Origin of the sequence: Dyella sp. SG562 (assembly GCF_011759495.1) — a bacterium.
GTDB lineage: Bacteria > Pseudomonadota > Gammaproteobacteria > Xanthomonadales > Rhodanobacteraceae > Dyella_D > Dyella_D marensis.
In genome coordinates, this window is sequence record NZ_JAAOYS010000011.1 from 17,400 (window position 1) to 34,516 (window position 17,117).

Annotated in this window: 14 protein-coding genes; 5 read left to right on the forward strand and 9 right to left on the reverse strand. The window is 70.0% G+C overall.

The annotated features are described in order from the left end of the window. Positions 1–215: 215 nt before the first annotated feature. The 4 genes from FHW84_RS17995 to FHW84_RS18010 all read right to left on the reverse strand — a co-directional run bounded on the left by FHW84_RS17995 (position 216) and on the right by FHW84_RS18010 (position 5,108). Positions 216–2,624, reverse strand: coding sequence for a TonB-dependent receptor (locus tag FHW84_RS17995; RefSeq protein ID WP_243868189.1), 2,409 nt, complete (start codon positions 2,622–2,624; stop codon positions 216–218). A 258-nt stretch (positions 2,625–2,882) separates the two neighbouring features. Further along, entirely contained in the window at positions 2,883–3,869 is a 987-nt protein-coding gene (locus FHW84_RS18000; RefSeq protein ID WP_243868190.1) for a FecR domain-containing protein, read from the reverse strand. Then, complete coding sequence (locus tag FHW84_RS18005; RefSeq protein ID WP_167257373.1) at positions 3,866–4,423, reverse strand: sigma-70 family RNA polymerase sigma factor; 558 nt, start codon at positions 4,421–4,423, stop codon at positions 3,866–3,868. The genes FHW84_RS18000 and FHW84_RS18005 overlap by 4 nt, the downstream gene beginning before the upstream one ends. 190 nt (positions 4,424–4,613) lie before the next feature. Continuing rightward, on the reverse strand, positions 4,614–5,108 hold the full coding sequence (locus tag FHW84_RS18010; protein ID WP_167257374.1) for a DUF6496 domain-containing protein: 495 nt from the start codon (positions 5,106–5,108) through the stop codon (positions 4,614–4,616). A 321-nt stretch (positions 5,109–5,429) separates the two neighbouring features. On the opposite strand from FHW84_RS18010, the gene FHW84_RS18015 reads away from it, so the two are divergent. From FHW84_RS18015 to FHW84_RS23115, 3 genes are read left to right on the forward strand one after another with little or no spacing between them, the layout of a single operon-like run. Then, entirely contained in the window at positions 5,430–5,693 is a 264-nt protein-coding gene (locus FHW84_RS18015) for a stress-induced protein (RefSeq protein ID WP_167257375.1), read from the forward strand. A 52-nt stretch (positions 5,694–5,745) separates the two neighbouring features. Continuing rightward, the gene (locus FHW84_RS18020) at positions 5,746–6,363 is read left to right on the forward strand and encodes a DUF4142 domain-containing protein (RefSeq protein ID WP_167257376.1); all 618 of its coding nucleotides are present in this window, start codon (positions 5,746–5,748) and stop codon (positions 6,361–6,363) included. Between the two features lie 58 nt (positions 6,364–6,421). Next, positions 6,422–7,390, forward strand: coding sequence for a BON domain-containing protein (locus tag FHW84_RS23115; RefSeq protein WP_208399861.1), 969 nt, complete (start codon positions 6,422–6,424; stop codon positions 7,388–7,390). Between the two features lie 108 nt (positions 7,391–7,498). Here the strand turns inward: FHW84_RS23115 and FHW84_RS18030 are convergent, their stop codons facing one another. Both FHW84_RS18030 and FHW84_RS18035 read right to left on the reverse strand, forming a co-directional pair. After that, complete coding sequence (locus FHW84_RS18030; RefSeq protein ID WP_167257377.1) at positions 7,499–9,196, reverse strand: ABC transporter ATP-binding protein; 1,698 nt, start codon at positions 9,194–9,196, stop codon at positions 7,499–7,501. Beyond that, on the reverse strand, positions 9,193–10,224 hold the full coding sequence (locus tag FHW84_RS18035) for a serine kinase (RefSeq protein ID WP_243868191.1): 1,032 nt from the start codon (positions 10,222–10,224) through the stop codon (positions 9,193–9,195). Before FHW84_RS18035 ends, FHW84_RS18030 begins: the two co-directional genes overlap by 4 nt. A gap of 199 nt (positions 10,225–10,423) precedes the next feature. Here FHW84_RS18035 and FHW84_RS18040 point away from each other — a divergent pair, with 199 nt between their 5' ends. Next, the gene (locus tag FHW84_RS18040; protein ID WP_167257378.1) at positions 10,424–11,914 is read left to right on the forward strand and encodes a radical SAM protein; all 1,491 of its coding nucleotides are present in this window, start codon (positions 10,424–10,426) and stop codon (positions 11,912–11,914) included. Positions 11,915–11,921: 7 nt separating this feature from the next. After that, positions 11,922–13,172, forward strand: a complete 1,251-nt coding sequence (locus tag FHW84_RS18045; protein ID WP_343203622.1) for a nucleotidyltransferase family protein — start codon at positions 11,922–11,924, stop codon at positions 13,170–13,172. A 207-nt stretch (positions 13,173–13,379) separates the two neighbouring features. Here the strand turns inward: FHW84_RS18045 and FHW84_RS18050 are convergent, their stop codons facing one another. The 3 genes from FHW84_RS18050 to FHW84_RS18060 are packed head-to-tail and all read right to left on the reverse strand — an operon-like array spanning position 13,380 to position 17,114. Then, positions 13,380–14,483 (reverse strand): glycosyltransferase family 4 protein, encoded by a 1,104-nt coding sequence (locus tag FHW84_RS18050; RefSeq protein ID WP_167257380.1) that lies wholly within the window; start codon positions 14,481–14,483, stop codon positions 13,380–13,382. After that, complete coding sequence (locus FHW84_RS18055) at positions 14,480–15,607, reverse strand: glycosyltransferase family 4 protein (RefSeq protein WP_167257381.1); 1,128 nt, start codon at positions 15,605–15,607, stop codon at positions 14,480–14,482. The genes FHW84_RS18050 and FHW84_RS18055 overlap by 4 nt, the downstream gene beginning before the upstream one ends. A 7-nt stretch (positions 15,608–15,614) precedes the next feature. After that, the gene (locus FHW84_RS18060; protein ID WP_167257382.1) at positions 15,615–17,114 is read right to left on the reverse strand and encodes a radical SAM protein; all 1,500 of its coding nucleotides are present in this window, start codon (positions 17,112–17,114) and stop codon (positions 15,615–15,617) included. Between the last annotated feature and the right edge of the window lie 3 nt (positions 17,115–17,117).

The following is a 17,117-nucleotide window of genomic DNA, read 5'->3' on the forward strand; positions in this document are numbered from 1 at the left end:
GCGTATCTCCCGGATAAAACATTGAGGAGGACGCGATTTCTTGCGTCCACTACAAGGTCAATCCAGGAGTTGGGGAAAAAGTTTAGGGCTGGATGCGAATTAGCTTCGCAAAACAGCGAAGCCGATTTTGTCGGACGGAGCTTGGAGGTAAGAAATTACATCGGAATAGCCACGCAAGCCACTGATTTAAAATAAATCACTGGCCGCGACCGAACTCAGAAGTCGTAAACCCCCGTCACCATCGCCATCCGCCCCTGCCGCACCGGCACGAAGCTCTGGTCGGCATTGACCGCATACAAGGTGCGGTCGAACAGATTGCGCAAGCCCAGCGTCAAGCGCCAATCCCCACCGTAGTAGGTGACATTGGCATCCACGCTCGCCTGCCCCGGCAGATCGAAATAGCCGCCACCCTGCAGGCGCCCCACGCTGCGGCTGCGCGCGGAAACACCCGCCGCCACGCCCCAGGGACGCAGCGATTCGCGCTGGAAGCGGTAGTTGGCCCAGGCGCTGAGCAATTGCCGCGGCGCCGCCACCGGTTGCGTGCCATCGTCGTTGCGGATGTGCGCATGGGTGTAATTGAGCACGCCTTCCAGTCCGCGCGTGATCTGGCCGGTGAACTCCACTTCCACGCCGTGGTTGGTCTGACCGGGTCCAGGCGTGGCGAAGTACGGCGGCTCCGGCGCGATGTAATCCACGCTGTGGTCCAGCGTGATGCGATACCAGGCCACGTTGAGCCGCGCGCGCTGCTGGAACAGGTCGATGCGCGTGCCCGCTTCCCATTGGCGCGATTTCGCCGGCGGCAGCGGCTGGCCGTCCTCGCCCAGCAGCGAATTGGCCTGGAAGCCGGAGGTGTGGTTGACGTACAGCGCCACTTCCGGCGTCGCTTTGAACAGCACGCCCGCCTTCGGCACCCACTGGTTCTTGCGCAGGCGGCGCGGGCTGCCGTCGGCCCAGGACGTGGACAGCTCGTACGAAGTGCGCCGCAGCGCCAGCAGCACGTCCCAGCGTTCGCCCAGCGCGATCTGGTCCTGCAGGAACAGGCCGGTCTCGGTGGTCCAGTCGCCGCCGCCCAGGGCCTGCACGAAGGCCGCGTCGTCGGTGCTCACGCGCGCGCTCGGCAGCGCCGCATTGGTGAACAGGTTGTAGGACTGCGAAGGGCCCACCTTCAGCGTGTCGCGCTGGCGGTCGCGGCCGGCCTTGGTGCGCGCGTAGTCGACGCCCAGCACCACGGTGTGGGTGATGTCGCCCTGCTCGAACACGCCGGTGAGGTCGTTCTGCAAGGTGTAGAACGCATCCGAGTAGCGGAACGTGCGCGCGGTGGCGTCGACGTCGCCGGTCAGATAGCCGTCCGTCAAGGACCAGCCCTGCCCGCTGGTGCGCTGCTTCACGTACTGGCCGCGGCTGCGGAAGGTCCAGTGGCTGTCCAGGCCCTGTTCCAGCGTGAACACGGCGCGGTTGGTGCGATAAGTCGAATGGTCGCCCGGGTTGCCGGTCAGGATGCCGTACGGCGACATCGCGGCCAGCGTATCGCCGAGCAGCACCGTGTGGTCCGGCCCCGGCACGCGGTTGGTGACCAGCTCGTAGCCCAGGGTGAAGCGCGTGGCATCTCGCTCCCAGCCCAGCGATGGCGCGAAGTACGCGCTGCGCTGGCCGCGATAGCCCTGCGCGCTGCGGTCGGCGTGGTTGCCGGCGGCGACCAGGCGGTAGGTCCAGCCGCCACCGTTGCCGAGCGCGCCAGCCAGATCCACGCCCAGGCGCGCGCCGTCGTAACGCCCCAGCGACCAGCTGAGCTGGCGCACCGGGTCGCTCTGCGGCCGCTTCATCACCACGTTCACCAGGCCGCCGAAATTGTTGTTGACCGAGGCGTCGCCGAGGATCGCCTCCGGCCCTTTAAGCACTTCGATGCGCTCGATGCCGATCAGCGGCGGCAGGTCTTCGGTGCGCGCGACGCCGTTGGGCATGCCGTCGGTCATGCCGTTGCCGGCGTTGAAGCCGCGGATGCGGAACAGCGCGGGGCCGTCGAAGCCGTCCATGTACTGCACGCCGGCCACGTTGCGCACGGCGTCGGCCACGGTCACCGCCTGCTGCGTGTCCATCAGGTCGCGGGTGACCACGCTCACCGACTGCGGCACCTTGGCCAGCGGCGTATCGGTGCGCGTGGCCGCGCTGGTGGAGCCGGCGCGGTAGCCCACGTCGCCGATCAGGGTGCCCTGCACCTGGATCGCCGCCAGCGAGGCGACGATCGGCACGCTGGGCTTGGCCTCCAGCAGGCTGCTGCGGTAATAGCTGGCCGCCACCGGCATGGGGCGGCGCTTGACCACCACGGTGCCGGCGTCCACCGCCTCGTATTCCAGGCCGGTGCCGCGCAGCAGTTCGGCCATCCCCTGTTCCAGCGTGAGCGCGCCGGCGGCGCCTTCGCTGCGCAGGTCCATGATCGCCTGGCCCGCGGTCAGCACCTGCACATTGGCCTGCTTGCCGAAGGCGATCAGCGCACTGGACAGCGGCTGGGCGGGAATCGCGAAGTCCACCGTGACGCGCGGCGGCGCGGGCTCCGCCCAGGCGGCGGCGATGGCGAGCGACAGCGCGAAGCTGCCGCCGAACCATGAAAGCGCGCGCCGAACCATGCGGTGTTCAATCCCCCCGGACTGCGATGTCCTAAAGGCCGAAGTCTGGCATGGGACGCCACATACACCAAGGCCGCGATTGTGAAGAGCGGCCCTGCCTTGCACAGGGGCTGCGGGCGGGTAGCGGAGGCGCATCGTCGCAACCCTTCGCCGGCGGGGAGTTGGCAAAGGCGCGCTCGCGTTCCATCCAGACCAAAGGCACGAGGCGGACTGGCGCCGCCACTACCCGCCCGCAGCCCCCGTGGAAGGGTGCTGCGTTCAATGCCGCTCCGCGCTCGACAGCACCACGTGGTCGCCGAACGCGCTCACCTGCACCGGGAAGACCCGCGGCAAGGCCTCCACCCAGCGGTCGATCGCATCCACCCGCACGGTGCCGGTGAAGGTCAGCGCGCCCACGCGCGGATCGGCGATCTGCACCGGCCGGCGGCTGTAGCGGTTGATGCTGGCCACCACCACGAACAGCGGCTCGTTGACGAATTCCAGGCGGCGGCCGCGCCACGCGGTGGCGTCGTCCACCGCGATCGGGCCGATGGAGATGCCGCCGTTACCGGCCTGGGGGTCGTACAGCACCTGCTGGCCGGCCCCGGCTTCGAGCGCGTCCTTGCCGCCGGGCACGCTCACGCGCACGCGGCCCTCGGTCACCGCCACCGCGACGCGGTCGCCGGTGCGGCGCACGTTGAACGCGGTGCCCAGGTCGCGGATCAACAGCGGACCCGCCACCACCTCGAACGGCCGCTGCTCGTGCACCACGCTGAAGAAGGCCTCGCCCTCGCGCAGCTCGATCTTGCGCAGGTCGTCGGCATAGCGCGCGGTGATGGTGGAAGCGCCGCCCAGGGCCACGCGCGTGCCGTCCGGCAGGGCCAGGTCGCGGTTCTGTCCCACCGCGCTGGCGTAGGGCTGCGCCTGCGGGCGGTAGATGCGGTCGAGCATGCGCCCGCCGAGCACCGCCAGCAGCAGCGAGGCCGCCACCGCGCCGATCCACAGCGGCCAGCGCACGCGGCGCTCGGCGGCGCCGGCGAATTCGGCCACGAAGGCCTCGCGCGCATGGCTGTCGGCCTGGCCCAGGCGCTGGCTCAGGCGGCTGACTTCCTCGAAGGCGCGGGCATGGGTGTCGTCCTCTTCCATCCAGGCCAGCCATTGCTCGATGGTGGCGTCGGAGGGGTCCTCGGCACGCAGGCGCGTCCACCATTGCGCGGCCGCCTGCGTCACGCGATCGCCCGCGCCGGCAAAAGTCATGGCCATCATGGCGTCTCCGAGGGTTGGATGCGCGCGCGGCAATGGGCCAGCGCGTTGCTGACGTGGTAGCGCACCATGCGCTCGCTGAGTTTCATGGTCTGGGCGATGGCGCCGAAGTCGCGCCCCTCGATCACGTGCATCACAAAAGCCTTGCTGGTCTTGGCCGGCAGCTCGCGCAGCGCGGCGCGCACTTCGCGCCACTGCTGCAGCGCCGAGGCATGCTGTTCGGGGATGGGCTGGGCGAACCAGTCGTCGTCCGGCGCGTCGGCCGGGGCGTTGGCGCGCACGGCGCGCATGCGCAGCCGGTCCACCGCCAGGTTGGCGGCGATGCGGAACAGCAGGGCGCGCGGCGCGGCGATGGGTTCGGCGTCCTTCATCGCCAGCATGCGCACGTACACCTCCTGGGCCACCTCCTGCGCATCCGAGCGCGAATTGAGGCGGGCGGCCAGGAAGGCGACCAGGGTGCGGTTGTGCTCGCGGAACAGCGCGGCGATCTGCGCGGCACGGTTCTCCGTGCCGGCGGACACCTCCGGCGGGGCGGCGTGCGGGCCCGGGCTATCCATGCCGGGCGCGGCCGTGCTGAGTGGGTCTGGCATTCATCAAGGCGCGGAACGTAGGTATGGCGGTGGAGAACAGCCTAGACGTTCGGCCCGGAGATTTTTGAAATCCGGGCCCTCAGGCGCACCCGCGCACGACGCAGGTTGGGGTGAGCGCAGCGAACCCCAACAAACCCGGCAGGTCCCGAACCGCGCCCTAGGCCCGACGCCGCGCCGCCCGCGTCTTCGCCGCCTTCTTCGCCGCAGCCGAGCGCTGCGCCGCACTCTTGGTCCGCGCGCCCTTCTTCGCCGCGGCAGAACGCGACGACGACGACCGCTTCGCCGCCGCCCGCTTGCCCTGCTTCGCCAGCGACTCGTGCGACGCGGCCGAGTGGCCTTCGCGCTTCAGCGCCGTCTTGGTGGCGCGCGAACGCTTCGCCGAGGTCTTGTGCGGATGCTTCGCCGCACGCTCGTCCTGCGCGGCCTTCTTGCGCGTGGCCTTGCTCGCCGATTTTTTCGCCGGCACCTTCACGCCGGCCCGGCGCGCTTTCGACAGGCCGATGGCGATCGCCTGCTTGGCCGAGCGGGCACCGTGCTTGCCCTCGCGCACATGTTCGATCTCCTCGTGCACGTACTCGCCGGCCTGCGTGCTCGGCGCCTTGCCTTGGCGCTTGTCGCGTGCCGCGGCTTTGCGGGTCTTTGCTTCGGGCATGTCGTGATACTCCGCGATGGCTCGGGTATCGACGGGTGTAGGCCAGGCGCCGTCGATATCGAGTCGACAGCACGTCAAGCGGATGCCTGCATCTCACGCTCGTTCAGCCGCGCGGCACGCGCGCACGCATGAACAGCGCATGCGCCGTGCGTGTACTTCTTTCATGCTCGCGAAAAATTTGCGCGACGAAAACATCAAGCGTTGCAGGCTAAGCACGCCACGACGCCGATTGCGCACATGGCACGGATGTTGCGGCGACGAAAGCGCGCGAGGCCTGCAGGCCTGCGCGATCCCCCTTCGGCCACACACAGAGAGAAGCCCATGACTTCCAAAGAGACGACAGGACAAGCAGCGCCTCTTCGCGGTTTTGCGCGGATGGACCCCCAGCGTCAGCGCCAGGTGTCATCGCTGGGCGGACGCACCGCGCATGCCCGCGGCAGTGCCCACGAATTCACCAGCGAGGAAGCACGCCTCGCCGGCCACAAAGGGGGCAAGGCGGTCAGCGAGAACCGCGAACACATGGCGGCCATCGGCCGCATCGGCGGCCGCCGCCTGCGCGCGCAGCGGGAATCCCAGCCCTCCTGAGCGTCCATCGCACGCCCCGGCCATCCCCACCCCAGAAGGATCGGAGAGCGTCATGCCTAAACGCAGCCTGTTCCTCACGGCCCTGGCGTCGAGCCTCCTCGCGCTGGCCTGCCTTCCGGCGGCCAGCGCGAGCGAAGGCTCGCCCGCCGACCAGGCCTTTCTCACCCGCGCCGCCGCAGCCGGCAGCGCCGAAGTCGCCCTGGGGCAGCTGGCCCTGCAGAAAACCAGCTCGCCGCAGACCAGGCAGCTGGCCCAGCACATCGTGTCCGACCACACCAAGGCCAATGAACAGCTGGTCGCGCTCGCGCGCCAGAAGCAGATCACCGTCGCGCCCGAACCGGACGCAGCCGCCAAGCAGAAGCTGGACAAGCTGCAGAAACTCGACGGCGACGCCTTCGACCGCACCTACGCGCAGGACATGGTCAAGGACCACCAGCAGGCCATCGCCCTGTTCACCAAGGCCTCGACCGGCGCCACCGACAACGACGTCAAGCAATTCGCCGCGCAGACCCTGCCGGTGCTGAAAGACCATCTGCAGATGGCGCAGCAGCTGCGCAAGGCCGGCCGCGACGAAATGCAGGGTCCGGCCACCCCGCGTTCGCCGATGCAGGAAATGCCTTCCTCGACGCAACCGCCGCCGAGTAGCGGACCGCCCAGCAATGGGCACTGATCCATCCCTCTTTTAGCCATCCATCCGACCGGCGCCTGCGCCGGTCCTGGAGAATGTCATGAAGCATCGCCACCCCTATCCTTCCGGGCCGCAACGCGGCGGCTACGGCGCGTATGACGAAACATGGCGCGGGCCCGGCAGCGGTCCGTGGCGGGAAGCCGGCGGGCGCGCCGAAGGCCGCGGCGATCCCCGCAACCCGCAAGGGCGCCGCGCCGGCCCCGGCTATCGCGACCACGACCGCTACGGCCCCCACAGCGACTACCTCTCCGCCACCGCCGAAGGCTATGGCGACATCGACGAAGGCTATCTGCCGCCCGCCTGGGACGAGGCCGGCCCGCAGCACGGCGGCTACCGCAACACCTTCGCCAGCGACACCGGCGGCTACGGCAGCGACCGCCCCGCCGACTGGCGCGAACGTTGGCAAGACGAATATCCGCGCGGTTTCGCCGGCTATGGCACCGACCACGCAGGCCGCCTGCAGGGACCGCACGGCGTGCGCCGCGACTATGGCGACGAAGGCGGACGGCAACGCTTCGGCCAGGGCTACGGTTCACCCTCCGGAGGCGCCTCGTGGGGCGGCCCGCACTGGGACAATCCGCAATACCGCGACTACCAGGCCGACTACGGCCGCCGCCAGTACGCGCGCAGCCCCACCGACTTCATGGACGAGCGCTACCCGTTCGGCCACGACTACGGCGCCGGCCCCAGCCACTATCGCCAGGCACCGAAGGGCTATCAGCGCTCGGACGAGCGCATCCGGGAAGACGTCTGCGAACGGTTGTCGGAAGACCCGCGGATCGATGCGCGCGAGCTCGAGGTGAGCGTGCAAGGCGGCGTGGTCACGCTCGAGGGCACGGTGCCTTCGCGCCAGATGAAGCACCTGGCCGAGGACTGCGCGGACCGCAGCTTCGGAGTGAAGGACGTGGAGAACCGGGTGCGGGTGGAGCAGCGGGATCATCGGGATGAGGATCTGCGCAGTTCGACCGCCGGCGCCGGGACGTATACAGGGGCGGCGCAGAAACACTGAAGCCCGTCATTCCGGCGCAGGCCGGAATCCAGTAGCGAGAGCCTCTCATGGAGCTTGTGCATCCACGATGCGGCTTTTGGACGTCCGTACGAAAATCGTACGTTGCCGCTACTGGATTCCGGCCTGCGCCGGAATGACGGTCGAAGGCATCGAGCCGCCCAGCACCACGCACCGGTCCGCCAAAGCCCGCACGCTGGCACGGTGCGAAATCACCAGCAGCATTGTCTGCGGCAACCGCCGCTTCAGCATCGCCAGCACGTCGATCTCCGCCGCCGCATCCAGGGCCCCGGTCGACTCGTCCAGAATCGCCAGGAACGGCCTGCGCAGCAGCAGCTGCGCCAGCAGCAGGCGCTGCAGCTCGCCGCCCGACAGCTGGCTGGAACGATCACGCAGTGCGAGATCCAGGCCCTGCTCGCTCGCGCGCAGGCGCCGGTCCAGCCCGACGTCCGCCAGCACCTCGTGCATGCGCTGCTCGCCGGCTTGCGGATCGGCCCAGCGCAGGCATTCGCGCACCGTTGCCTGCCACGGCCGCACGTGCTGGCTGACGAAGGCCGCGTGCCGCGCATGGCGCCGGTAGGCATCGAAATCGAGCGTGCGGCCGCCGATCTTCGCGGCGAAATCGGCTGGCTCGATCAAGCCGGCCAGCACGTCGGCGAGGCTGCTCTTGCCTGCGCCCGAATCGCCGGCGATCAAGGTCAGCTCGCCCGGCGCCAGCACGATGTCGCGCACTTCCGCGCCATGCAGCGCCACCGCCGAGCGCACGCGCTCGATGCGCAAGACGGCCCCTTCCGGAAACGCCCCAGGCGCACCCACGGCCACCGCATCGCCGGCCAGCCCCGCGTAGCGCCGCCACAGCTCGAACGCCGGCACCGCCGAGCGCAGCTGGCGGAAACTCTGCCGCGTCGACACCAGATACGGCAGCAACCGCCCCAGCAGCAGGCTTACCGCGATCAGCGAGGCGCGCGCATCGCCCTGCAGCCGGTGCGCCAGCATGAACATCGCGGCGATGCCGGCGGCAGCGAGCAGTTCCAGCCATAGCCTGCCGGAGGCCAGCATGTCCTGCTGATGCTCGTAGCCACGCGCCAGTTCGCGCGAGACATCGCCATACGCCACCTGCTCCACGCCCTCGCGGCCGAACGAACGGATATGGCGCAGGCGCCGCGGAAAATCCTCGCTCAGCCAGAACAGCCGGGTCAGGTCCGCCACGTACTTGCGGCTGACCCGCGCCTGCTCCTGCCCGCGCGAACGCGACACCAGCACGCCCAGCAAGGCCAGCAGCGGCACGGCCAGCATCAGCATCGGCGAGATCCAGAACGCGAACGCCAGGCTGATCGCGCAGGTCAGGCCGGCCACCCACAGCTGCAGCAGGCCGCTGAAGCCCTGCATCATGATCTCGATGTTGTAGGTGAGCACGTTGGCGATCTCGGCCGAGGTCGCATCGGCCAGCGCAGCCAGCGGCGCGTGGATCAGATGGCCATGCACGCGGCGGCGCAGATCCGCGCCGTAGTCGCCGGTCAGGCGCGCGGCCAGCAGGGACGACCCCCAGCGCAACGCCGCCAGCGCAAACGCCGCGGCAACGAAAGCCCCCGCCTGCACATCCACGCCGCGATGCAGATAGAAGCCGCTTTCAGCCCCCGGCGCACCGAGGCTGACCAGCGGCACCAGCAGCACCGCGGCAAGACTGCCGGCAAGTGCGGACGCCACCGACAGCACCACGTAGAACGCCATCTGCCACGCGTGCCGGCGTTCCAGCGTGTCGGCGAATGCCGCGGGCAGCAGCCGGTCGGTGAAATTGCGCGCGCTCATCGTTCCAGCCACGCCGATAGGGCGGCCACCGCTTCCCCGGGATGCCGCGCGCGCGCCAGGCGATACACGCCCAGCCGCACGCAGCGGCGGCAGAACTCGTCCCAGCCGGGCAGGCCTGCCGCATAGGGCTGATCCGCGGCCAGCCGCGCGATCGCCTCGTTGGGCGGCAGCGGCGTCAACAAGCGTTCGGCCGGCCGCGCCGACACCAGCACCACGCCTTTGAGTTGCAATGGCTCCGGCGCCAACCGCCCATGGCCGCCGCGCAGATCGACTTCATATTTCTCCACGCCGCTGCGGCGGCGGATCGTCGGCGAACGGCGAATCCAGTCGCGCACGCCCGCGTCGTCGACGAAGCGAAACGCATCGTCCGTCACATGCAGATAATTGGCCACGCCCGTCGCCCGCAGATAGTCCGGATGCACGAACACCGCATCCTCGGCGAGGAAATCCAGGCCACCCAGCAGGCTGTGCAAGGCCAGCGTCGACTTGCCCGCCCCGCTCTCGCCCAGCAGCAGCACGCCCTGCCCACCGCGCCCGACGCAGGCGCCATGCAGCGGCACCAGCCCCTGTGCGCGCTGCGCCAGCACGAACACGGCGAATTCCAGCAGCTCGTAGCGCACGTGGTACGGATGCCGCGCCAGCATCGCCGGCGAAGCCACCACCAGCGCCTGCCGCCGCGCCGGCGCGATCGCGGCGTAATGCGCCGCATCCATAACGCCGCACAGCAGCCCCGCACCGGAGCGCATATGCACCGGCGGCGGCGCGTCCAGGCTGGCGGCATCGGCCGGCTCGGCCAGCCGCAGCTCGATATGCAGCGCAGGCGCTGCCGCCGGAAAGCGATGCGCCGGCAAGCCGCCATACGCCGCCTCGATCACCTCCAGCCAGGCCTCGTCGTCGGCCTCGAACCGCACGTCCGCGCCGAGCACGCAGGCATTCACGGCAAAACGCCGCGCCGTCCGTTCGCCGAACGGATCGATCGCGGCGTCGTCGACCGGCGCGGGGCGCGCGGCAAGGCCCAGGTTGGTCAAGCGAAGGACTCCGTCGGCGGGCTGTGGTCCGCGTCTGGCGTGAGTGCCGCCGCGGCGCCGGAAAGTTGCCTTGTCGCGCGCCACGCCCGGCTGCGGGCGCCGCTCGCAACCGAACCCGCGCGGCGCGGCACTCACGCCCAGCGACAACGGAACACCGCGCCCGCGCGGCACGCTCCCGGCGATCACAAGGCCCCACTCCATGCTCAGAATCCAGGTCAGCCACTCCTACTTCCTGCGCTACGACCGCAAGCAGTGGGAACGCGGCAAGCCCTACCCGCCCCTGGCCACCCTGCAGGTGGCTTCCCTGCTGTGGGACCTGGGCCACGAGGTGAGCCTGTTCGACGCCATGCTGGCCGAAGGCGTGGAGGACTACGCCGGCTCGCTCGCCGCCGCGGCGCCGGACGTGGTGGTCATCTACGAGGACAACTTCAATTACCTCACCAAGATGTGCCTGAACCGGATGCGCGAAGCAGCCTGCCAGATGATCGGCGAGGCGCGCGCGCACGGTGCGCGCGTGATCGTCGCCGGCTCCGATGCTTCGGACCACCCGGAAGCGTTTCTCGCCGCCGGCGCCGAGGCGGTGCTGGTGGGCGAAGGCATCGCCGCGCTGCTCGACCTGATCGGCCGGCTCAACGACGACCTGCGGATGGATATCGCGCCGTGGACCGCGGACCTCGCCGGCGTGGCCACGCTGTCGCAGGGCCAGCAGCGCCTGACCCGCATCGGCGCGCAGCCGCCGGATCCGCGCCTGGGCGGGCATCCGGCCTGGGACCTGGTGGACATCGAGCGCTATCGCGCGCTGTGGCAGGAGCGGCACGGCTATTTCAGCCTGAACATGGCCGCTTCGCGCGGCTGCCCGTTCCGCTGCCACTGGTGCGCCAAGCCGATCTGGGGCAACCACTACAAGCAGCGCGGCCCGCGCGACGTCGCCGAGGAAATGATCTACCTCAAGCGCGCCTACGCGCCGGACCATATCTGGATGGCGGACGACATCTTCGGCTTCCACGTCGACTGGGTCACCCAGTTCGCCGAGCATCTGCGGGACGCGGACGGCTCGGTGCCGTTCACCATCCAGACCCGCGCGGACCTGTCCAGCGACCGCATGGTCGCGGCGCTGGCGCAGGCCGGCTGCGCCGAGGCGTGGATCGGCGCCGAAAGCGGCAGCCAGGCAGTGCTCGACCGCATGAACAAGGGCACCACGATCGCCGAGCTGCACAGCGCGCGCGACCGCTTCCGCCAGTACGGCATCCGCGTGGGCTTCTTCGTGCAGCTGGGTTATCTGGGCGAGCAATTGGAAGACTTGAAGGCGACGCGCGCGCTGATCGAACGCGCCGCGCCGGACGATATCGGCGTGAGCGTGTCCTACCCGCTGCCCGGCACCAAGTTCTACGAGCAGGTGAAGGCCCAGCTCGGGCGCAAGACGCATTGGCAGGACAGCGGCGACCTGGCGATGATGTTCCGCGGCGCCTACGACTCGGAGTTCTATCGGCGCGTGCGCGACCTGCTGCACGAACAGGTGGTGCTGCAGAAAGCGCAGCCGCGCAACCATCCCTCGCAGGACGCGCGGGCGCTGGCCGGACTCGACGCACGCTGGGACGCGCTGATGGCCGAGGAACGCCAGTACCGCCGCGCCGACGCCACGCCCGCGCACGACCTGGCCCTGCCCGCCGGCCGCACGGCCAGCGCCTGAAATGCCCGTGCTCGCCTTCCCCACCGGACGCTTCCGCACGCCCACGCCCGCACCGCTGCCTCCGCTGAAGCAGGTGCGCGCCGGCCTGCGCCGCGCCACCGAGGCCTTGGCCGAGGAACTGGCCCTGGTGCGCCCCGGCGGCGTGCTGCCGGCGTGGAGCGAACTGGAATGGCGGCTCGCCACCGCAGCTGCCGTCGCGCACGGCGTGGCGCCGCTGCTGCATCGCTTCTCGACCTGGCAGCGGGTGGAGTGGCGCCGTTTCCTGGACCGCCAGCGCCAGCACGTGGCGCAGCGCCATGTACGCATCGAAGCGCTGCTGCGGCGCATCGATGCTTCTTTCCGCGCCGCCGGCCTGCCTGTCCTCGCTCTCAAGGGGGCGGCCCTGCACGGTCTCGGGCTGTATGCGCCGGGTGACCGCCCGATGGCCGACATCGACCTGCTGGTGCGCGCCGGCGACGCGGACCGGGCGGCGGCACTGCTGTGCGGGCTGGGCTACACGGAAGCCTTCGCGCAGTGGAAGCACCGCGCGTTCAAGCCCGCCGCGGGCGGCGCGGTGGCGGGACTGGGCGAGCATCGCGACACCGCGGTGAATATCGAGCTGCATACACGTATCCACGAGCGGCTGCCGGCCTCGATCGTGGACATCACGCCGATGGTGTTTCCGCCGGGTCCGCGGCCGGGACTGAATCCTTATCCATCGAACGGCGCGCTGATGGCGCATCTGCTGCTGCATGCGGCCGGCAATATCTGCAGCCGCACCTTGCGCCTGCTGCACCTCAACGACATCTCGCTGCTGGCCACGCGGATGACGCTGGCGGACTGGGAAGTGCTGTGGTCCGCCGGCAACCCTTGGTGGGCCTTGCCGCCGCTGCGGCTGGTGGCGCGCTATTACCGCAATGCGGTGCCGGCGGCGGTGCTGGCGCGCCTGCGGCGCGGCTGTCCGCCATGGCTGCGCGCCGCGGCGAAGCGGCAGACGCTGACGCGGGTGTCATGTTCGGACCTGTGGCTGCAGGCCTTGCCCGGGATCGAGTGGTCGCGCACGCCGGGCGAAGCGCTGCGCTATCTGCGGCATCGCTTCGTGCCGGACGAGGAGAGCCGGCAGGAGCGGCAGGATATGGCGCGGACGCAGTTGTGGCTGCAGGGACAGGCGTGGGCGACGCGCTCGCAGGCGCGGCGCTTGCTGCGGCGGCTGGCGGGGTCGGTGCCGCGGATGGATACGTTGTATGTGGTGCGCGCCGCGCTTGAGGCGCAGGAGTGAAACGCAAAGCGCAAGATGAAACTCGCCCCACCTATCTGCCCCCTCTCCCCTCCGGGGAGAGGGTCGGGGTGAGGGGCCGGGCGGAGCGATGAGCTGACGGTCATCTCGAGCTCGAGAGCTTTTCCTCGCTCCGTAGAAGCGCTGCCGCGAGCACCCGCCCCTCATCTGCCTGCCGGCATCTTCTCCCCGGAGGGGCGAAGAGTTCGATTAGGTGGGCTTCAACAAGCTTTGATACAAAGCCTCGAACCGCTCCGCCGTATAAACCGCATCCTCATCCATCGCCCGCCGCTGTGCCTCGTGCGCCAGCCGCAGGCGCAGTTCCTCATCCTCCAGCACCTGCCGCACCGCGCCGGCCAGCGCCGCATGATCCCCCACCGGCACCGCCAGCGCCGCCGCCGGAGACCACTCGGCCAGGTGGCCCACTGCCGTCCCGACCGTCGGCACGCCGGCCACCGCCGCCTCCAGCAACACCAGCGGCCCGGCCTCGTGCAGCGACGACATCACCAGCAGGTCGGCCGCTTCCATCAACGGCCGCAGTTCGCGCTGCGTCTTGAAGCCGAGAAAGCGCACCTGCGCGTCCAGATCGAGCGCGTGCCGGAGCCGCTGCATCTCGCCATCGAGCGTGTCGACGCCGACGATGTCCATCTGGAATGCCACGCCTTGCGCGGCGAGCGCGGCCAAGGCACGCAGCAAGGTCGGCTGATCCTTCACCCGGTTGAGGCTCGCCACATGCAGCAGCCGCGCCGGCCCCGAGGCTCGCCGCCGCGGCGGCAACGGCGGCCACGCCGCCAGATCCACGCCCAGCGGCAAACGCTGCGCCTCGATACCCAAAGCCTGCAGCGATGCCAGGACCGGCGCACTCGCCGCCGTCACCGCCGCCGCGGCGCGCAAGGTCACCGCCTCGCGCGCGCGGCTCACCCATCGCTGCCGCCCGCCATACCGGATCGCGGGCAAGGCGATCAATTCGCCACCGGCGATATGCACCAGGCCAGGGCGGCGCATCAGCTTCGCCGCCGCGATCGCCACCAGGCTGCAGGTGCCGGAGAAAATCGCCTGCACCGCATCGAAGGCCCCGCGCCGGTGCTCGGCCAGGATCGCCGCGATCGCCCGCGAACGCTGCCTGCCATCGCCGATGTTGTGGACCGTCGCACCACGCAGCATCCATGTCGCAGGCTCCGGCTCCTGCCGCAGCACGAACACATGCACCTCATGCCGCCGCGCCAGCTGCCCGATCAAGGCCAGAAACGCCGGAATCACCCGCTCCTCGCCGCCGCGGTCCACGCCGCCCGGCAAGACCAGCGCGAGCTTCATGCCGCCTCCCACGCCGCCGCGCGGGGGCGTCCGGCCAGCAAGGCGGCATAAGCCTCGGCCCAGCGCCGCCCCACCGCCGCGAACGACAGCTCGGCGTCGAAATGCGCGCGCACCTCGGCGCGCGTGGGGCCGGCCGTAGCCATCGCCACCAGCGCATCCGCCAGGCGTCCGGTATCGCCGCAAGGCCACAGGCGGCCGAGGCGGCCATCGCCGCTCAAGGCGCGGAACGAGGGAATATCGGTCAGCACCGGCACCGCGCCGCAGGCCATCGCCTCCAGCGCCGCGTAGCCGCAGCTTTCCGCGCGCGAGCCGGCGACGAAGATATCCGCCGCGCGCTGCAGCAGCTCGACCTTCTCGTGCGGCACCCGCCCCAGCAGATGCACGCGCCCGGCCAGCCAGGGATCGCGCGCGATGCGCGCCTGCACGGCCTCCAGCATCGGCGCGTTGCCGTAGGCGCACCACAGTTGCAGATCCGGCAGGCGCCGCGCGGCCAGCGCCACGCCGTCGAGTACCGCCAGGGGATCCTTGCCCGCCGCCAGATGCCCCACCCACAGCACGCAGGGATAGCCATGCAGGCCCGTGGCGTAGCGCGCCTGGGCGCGGTCGCCCGGCGTAAAGCGGCAACTGGATTCGGGGATCGCGAACACCCGTGTTCCGGGCCGGAAAAGCTTTGCCTCGACGAACGGCGCCGCCAGCGCCGGCGCGGTAAACGCCACGCCGGCGGCCGCCGCGTACCAGCGCCGCCACGGCGCGCGCCGCCACCAGCCGGGCGGACGGTTGGCATGGTCCTGCAGCAGGATCGGCAGCCACGGCAGGCGCTTCGACAAGGCATGCGCCTGCGGCGCGAAATCCAGGCCGTGCACGTGCGCCAGTCCGGCGCCGGCACCCACCAGCGCAGCGGCAAGACGCCGCGGACCGTCCTTGCCGTCCAGCGGCAGAAAGCGGTACTCGACGCCTGCGCGCACGAATGCCGCCTCGCGTGCCGCATTCTGGATCACCGACACGCGCACGCCCGCCAAAGCCACCGCATCGGCGACATCCGCCAGCGTGTGCCAATGCACCGGCAGGTCGCCGGGTTCGATCTGCGGCGGCGCCGGCACCAGGTTGAGCTGGGCGATATGCACGCGGGGCCTACAGGCTCGACACCTGCGGCAGGCGCAGCTTGACCCAGCGGTTGGCCAGGTTCAGTTCCCACGGCTGGTCGTAGCGGCGATAGCGGTAGCGCCACGAGGCCATGGTGCGCAAGCCGTGTTTCGCCCAGCGCGGCGTGCGCATGTCCTGCACGGTGGGATAGCGGCAGCGCAGCACGGTAACGAAATCGTGGATGCGCTTGCGCATCTTGTCGGTCAGCCAGGGCGCATCGGCGTGGCAGGCATAGTCCACCCACTGCGGCTGCGCCCATTCTTCCGGCGTCGAGGGGAACACCACCGGCTCGCCGTTGAGATCCAGCAGCGGCATCGAGGCGCGCTTGCCGCGGTCGCTCTCGTGCTTGGCGCTTTCCGGCAGCGGCGTATAGACGTAGACGATGATTTCCGAAGCGGGGTTGATCCGCTTCAGCTCGCGGATGAACTCGAAGGTGTGCTCGGTTTCTTCTTCGGTATCCACCGGCGGCGCCACCATGAAGGAGAGCTCCGGAATCACCCCGTTGCGCCGGCACAGCTCGGCCACTTCCAGCGTCTGGTCCGGCCGCGTGCCCTTGCGGATTTCCTTGAGCATCTTGCCGCTGGGCGATTCGGCGCCGATATAGGCCATCTTCAGGCGGCTCTTGCGCACCAGCTTCCAGGTGCTCTCGGAAAGATTCAGCAGCGCATCGGCGCGCGCATAGCACCACCACGGCATTTCCAGCTTCGCCATCACTTCCAGCAGCGGGATCATCTCCACTTCGCGGTCGAAGAAGTTGTGGTCGAAGAACTGCACGGAATCGGCGCCAAGCTCGTACTTCAGATACTTCAGGTCCCGCTCCAGCCGCTGCACCGCCGGCAGCGCGGTGGCGCCGCCGAACATGGCGTTGACGCCGCAGAAGGTGCAGCGGAAGCGGCAGCCCAGCGCGGCCTGGTGGCCGGCGGTGCGGCGGCCGAGGAAGGTGCGGGCCAGGTACTGCCGCGGATCGCCGAGCTTGTCGTACGGCAACTGCACCGAGGGATCGCCGGGCACGAAGTGGCGGTTCGGGTTGTGCACGTGCTCGTCGCCGCGCTTCCACGACAAGCCGGCCACCTTGGCCATCTCGCCCTGCCCGCCCAGCGCCGCGACCAGCTCGGCCATGGTCTGCTCGCCCTGCGCGCGGATCGCGTAATCCACGTAAGGCGCGGCCAGCGCGGTATCGGTGTACAGCGTGGGGAAATAGCCGCCCCATACGATCGGCACCTGCGGGTGGCGCTCGCGGATCGCCTTGGAAAGCTCGATCGACGGTGCCAGCTGCGGCCCGCCCATCACGCTCAGGCCCACCGCGTCCACGCCGCCCCGGTCCAGCGCCTGCAAGGTGGTGCGGATGAAATCGCGGTCGACATTGCCGTCGACGATGCGGCTGCTGCCGCGCCGGTCCAGCGCGGCGGCCAGGTTCAGCAGGGCCAGCGGAAAGCGTGCGCTGGAGCGCGCGGTAATGGTCGGGTTGATCAGCAGGGTATGGGGCATGGC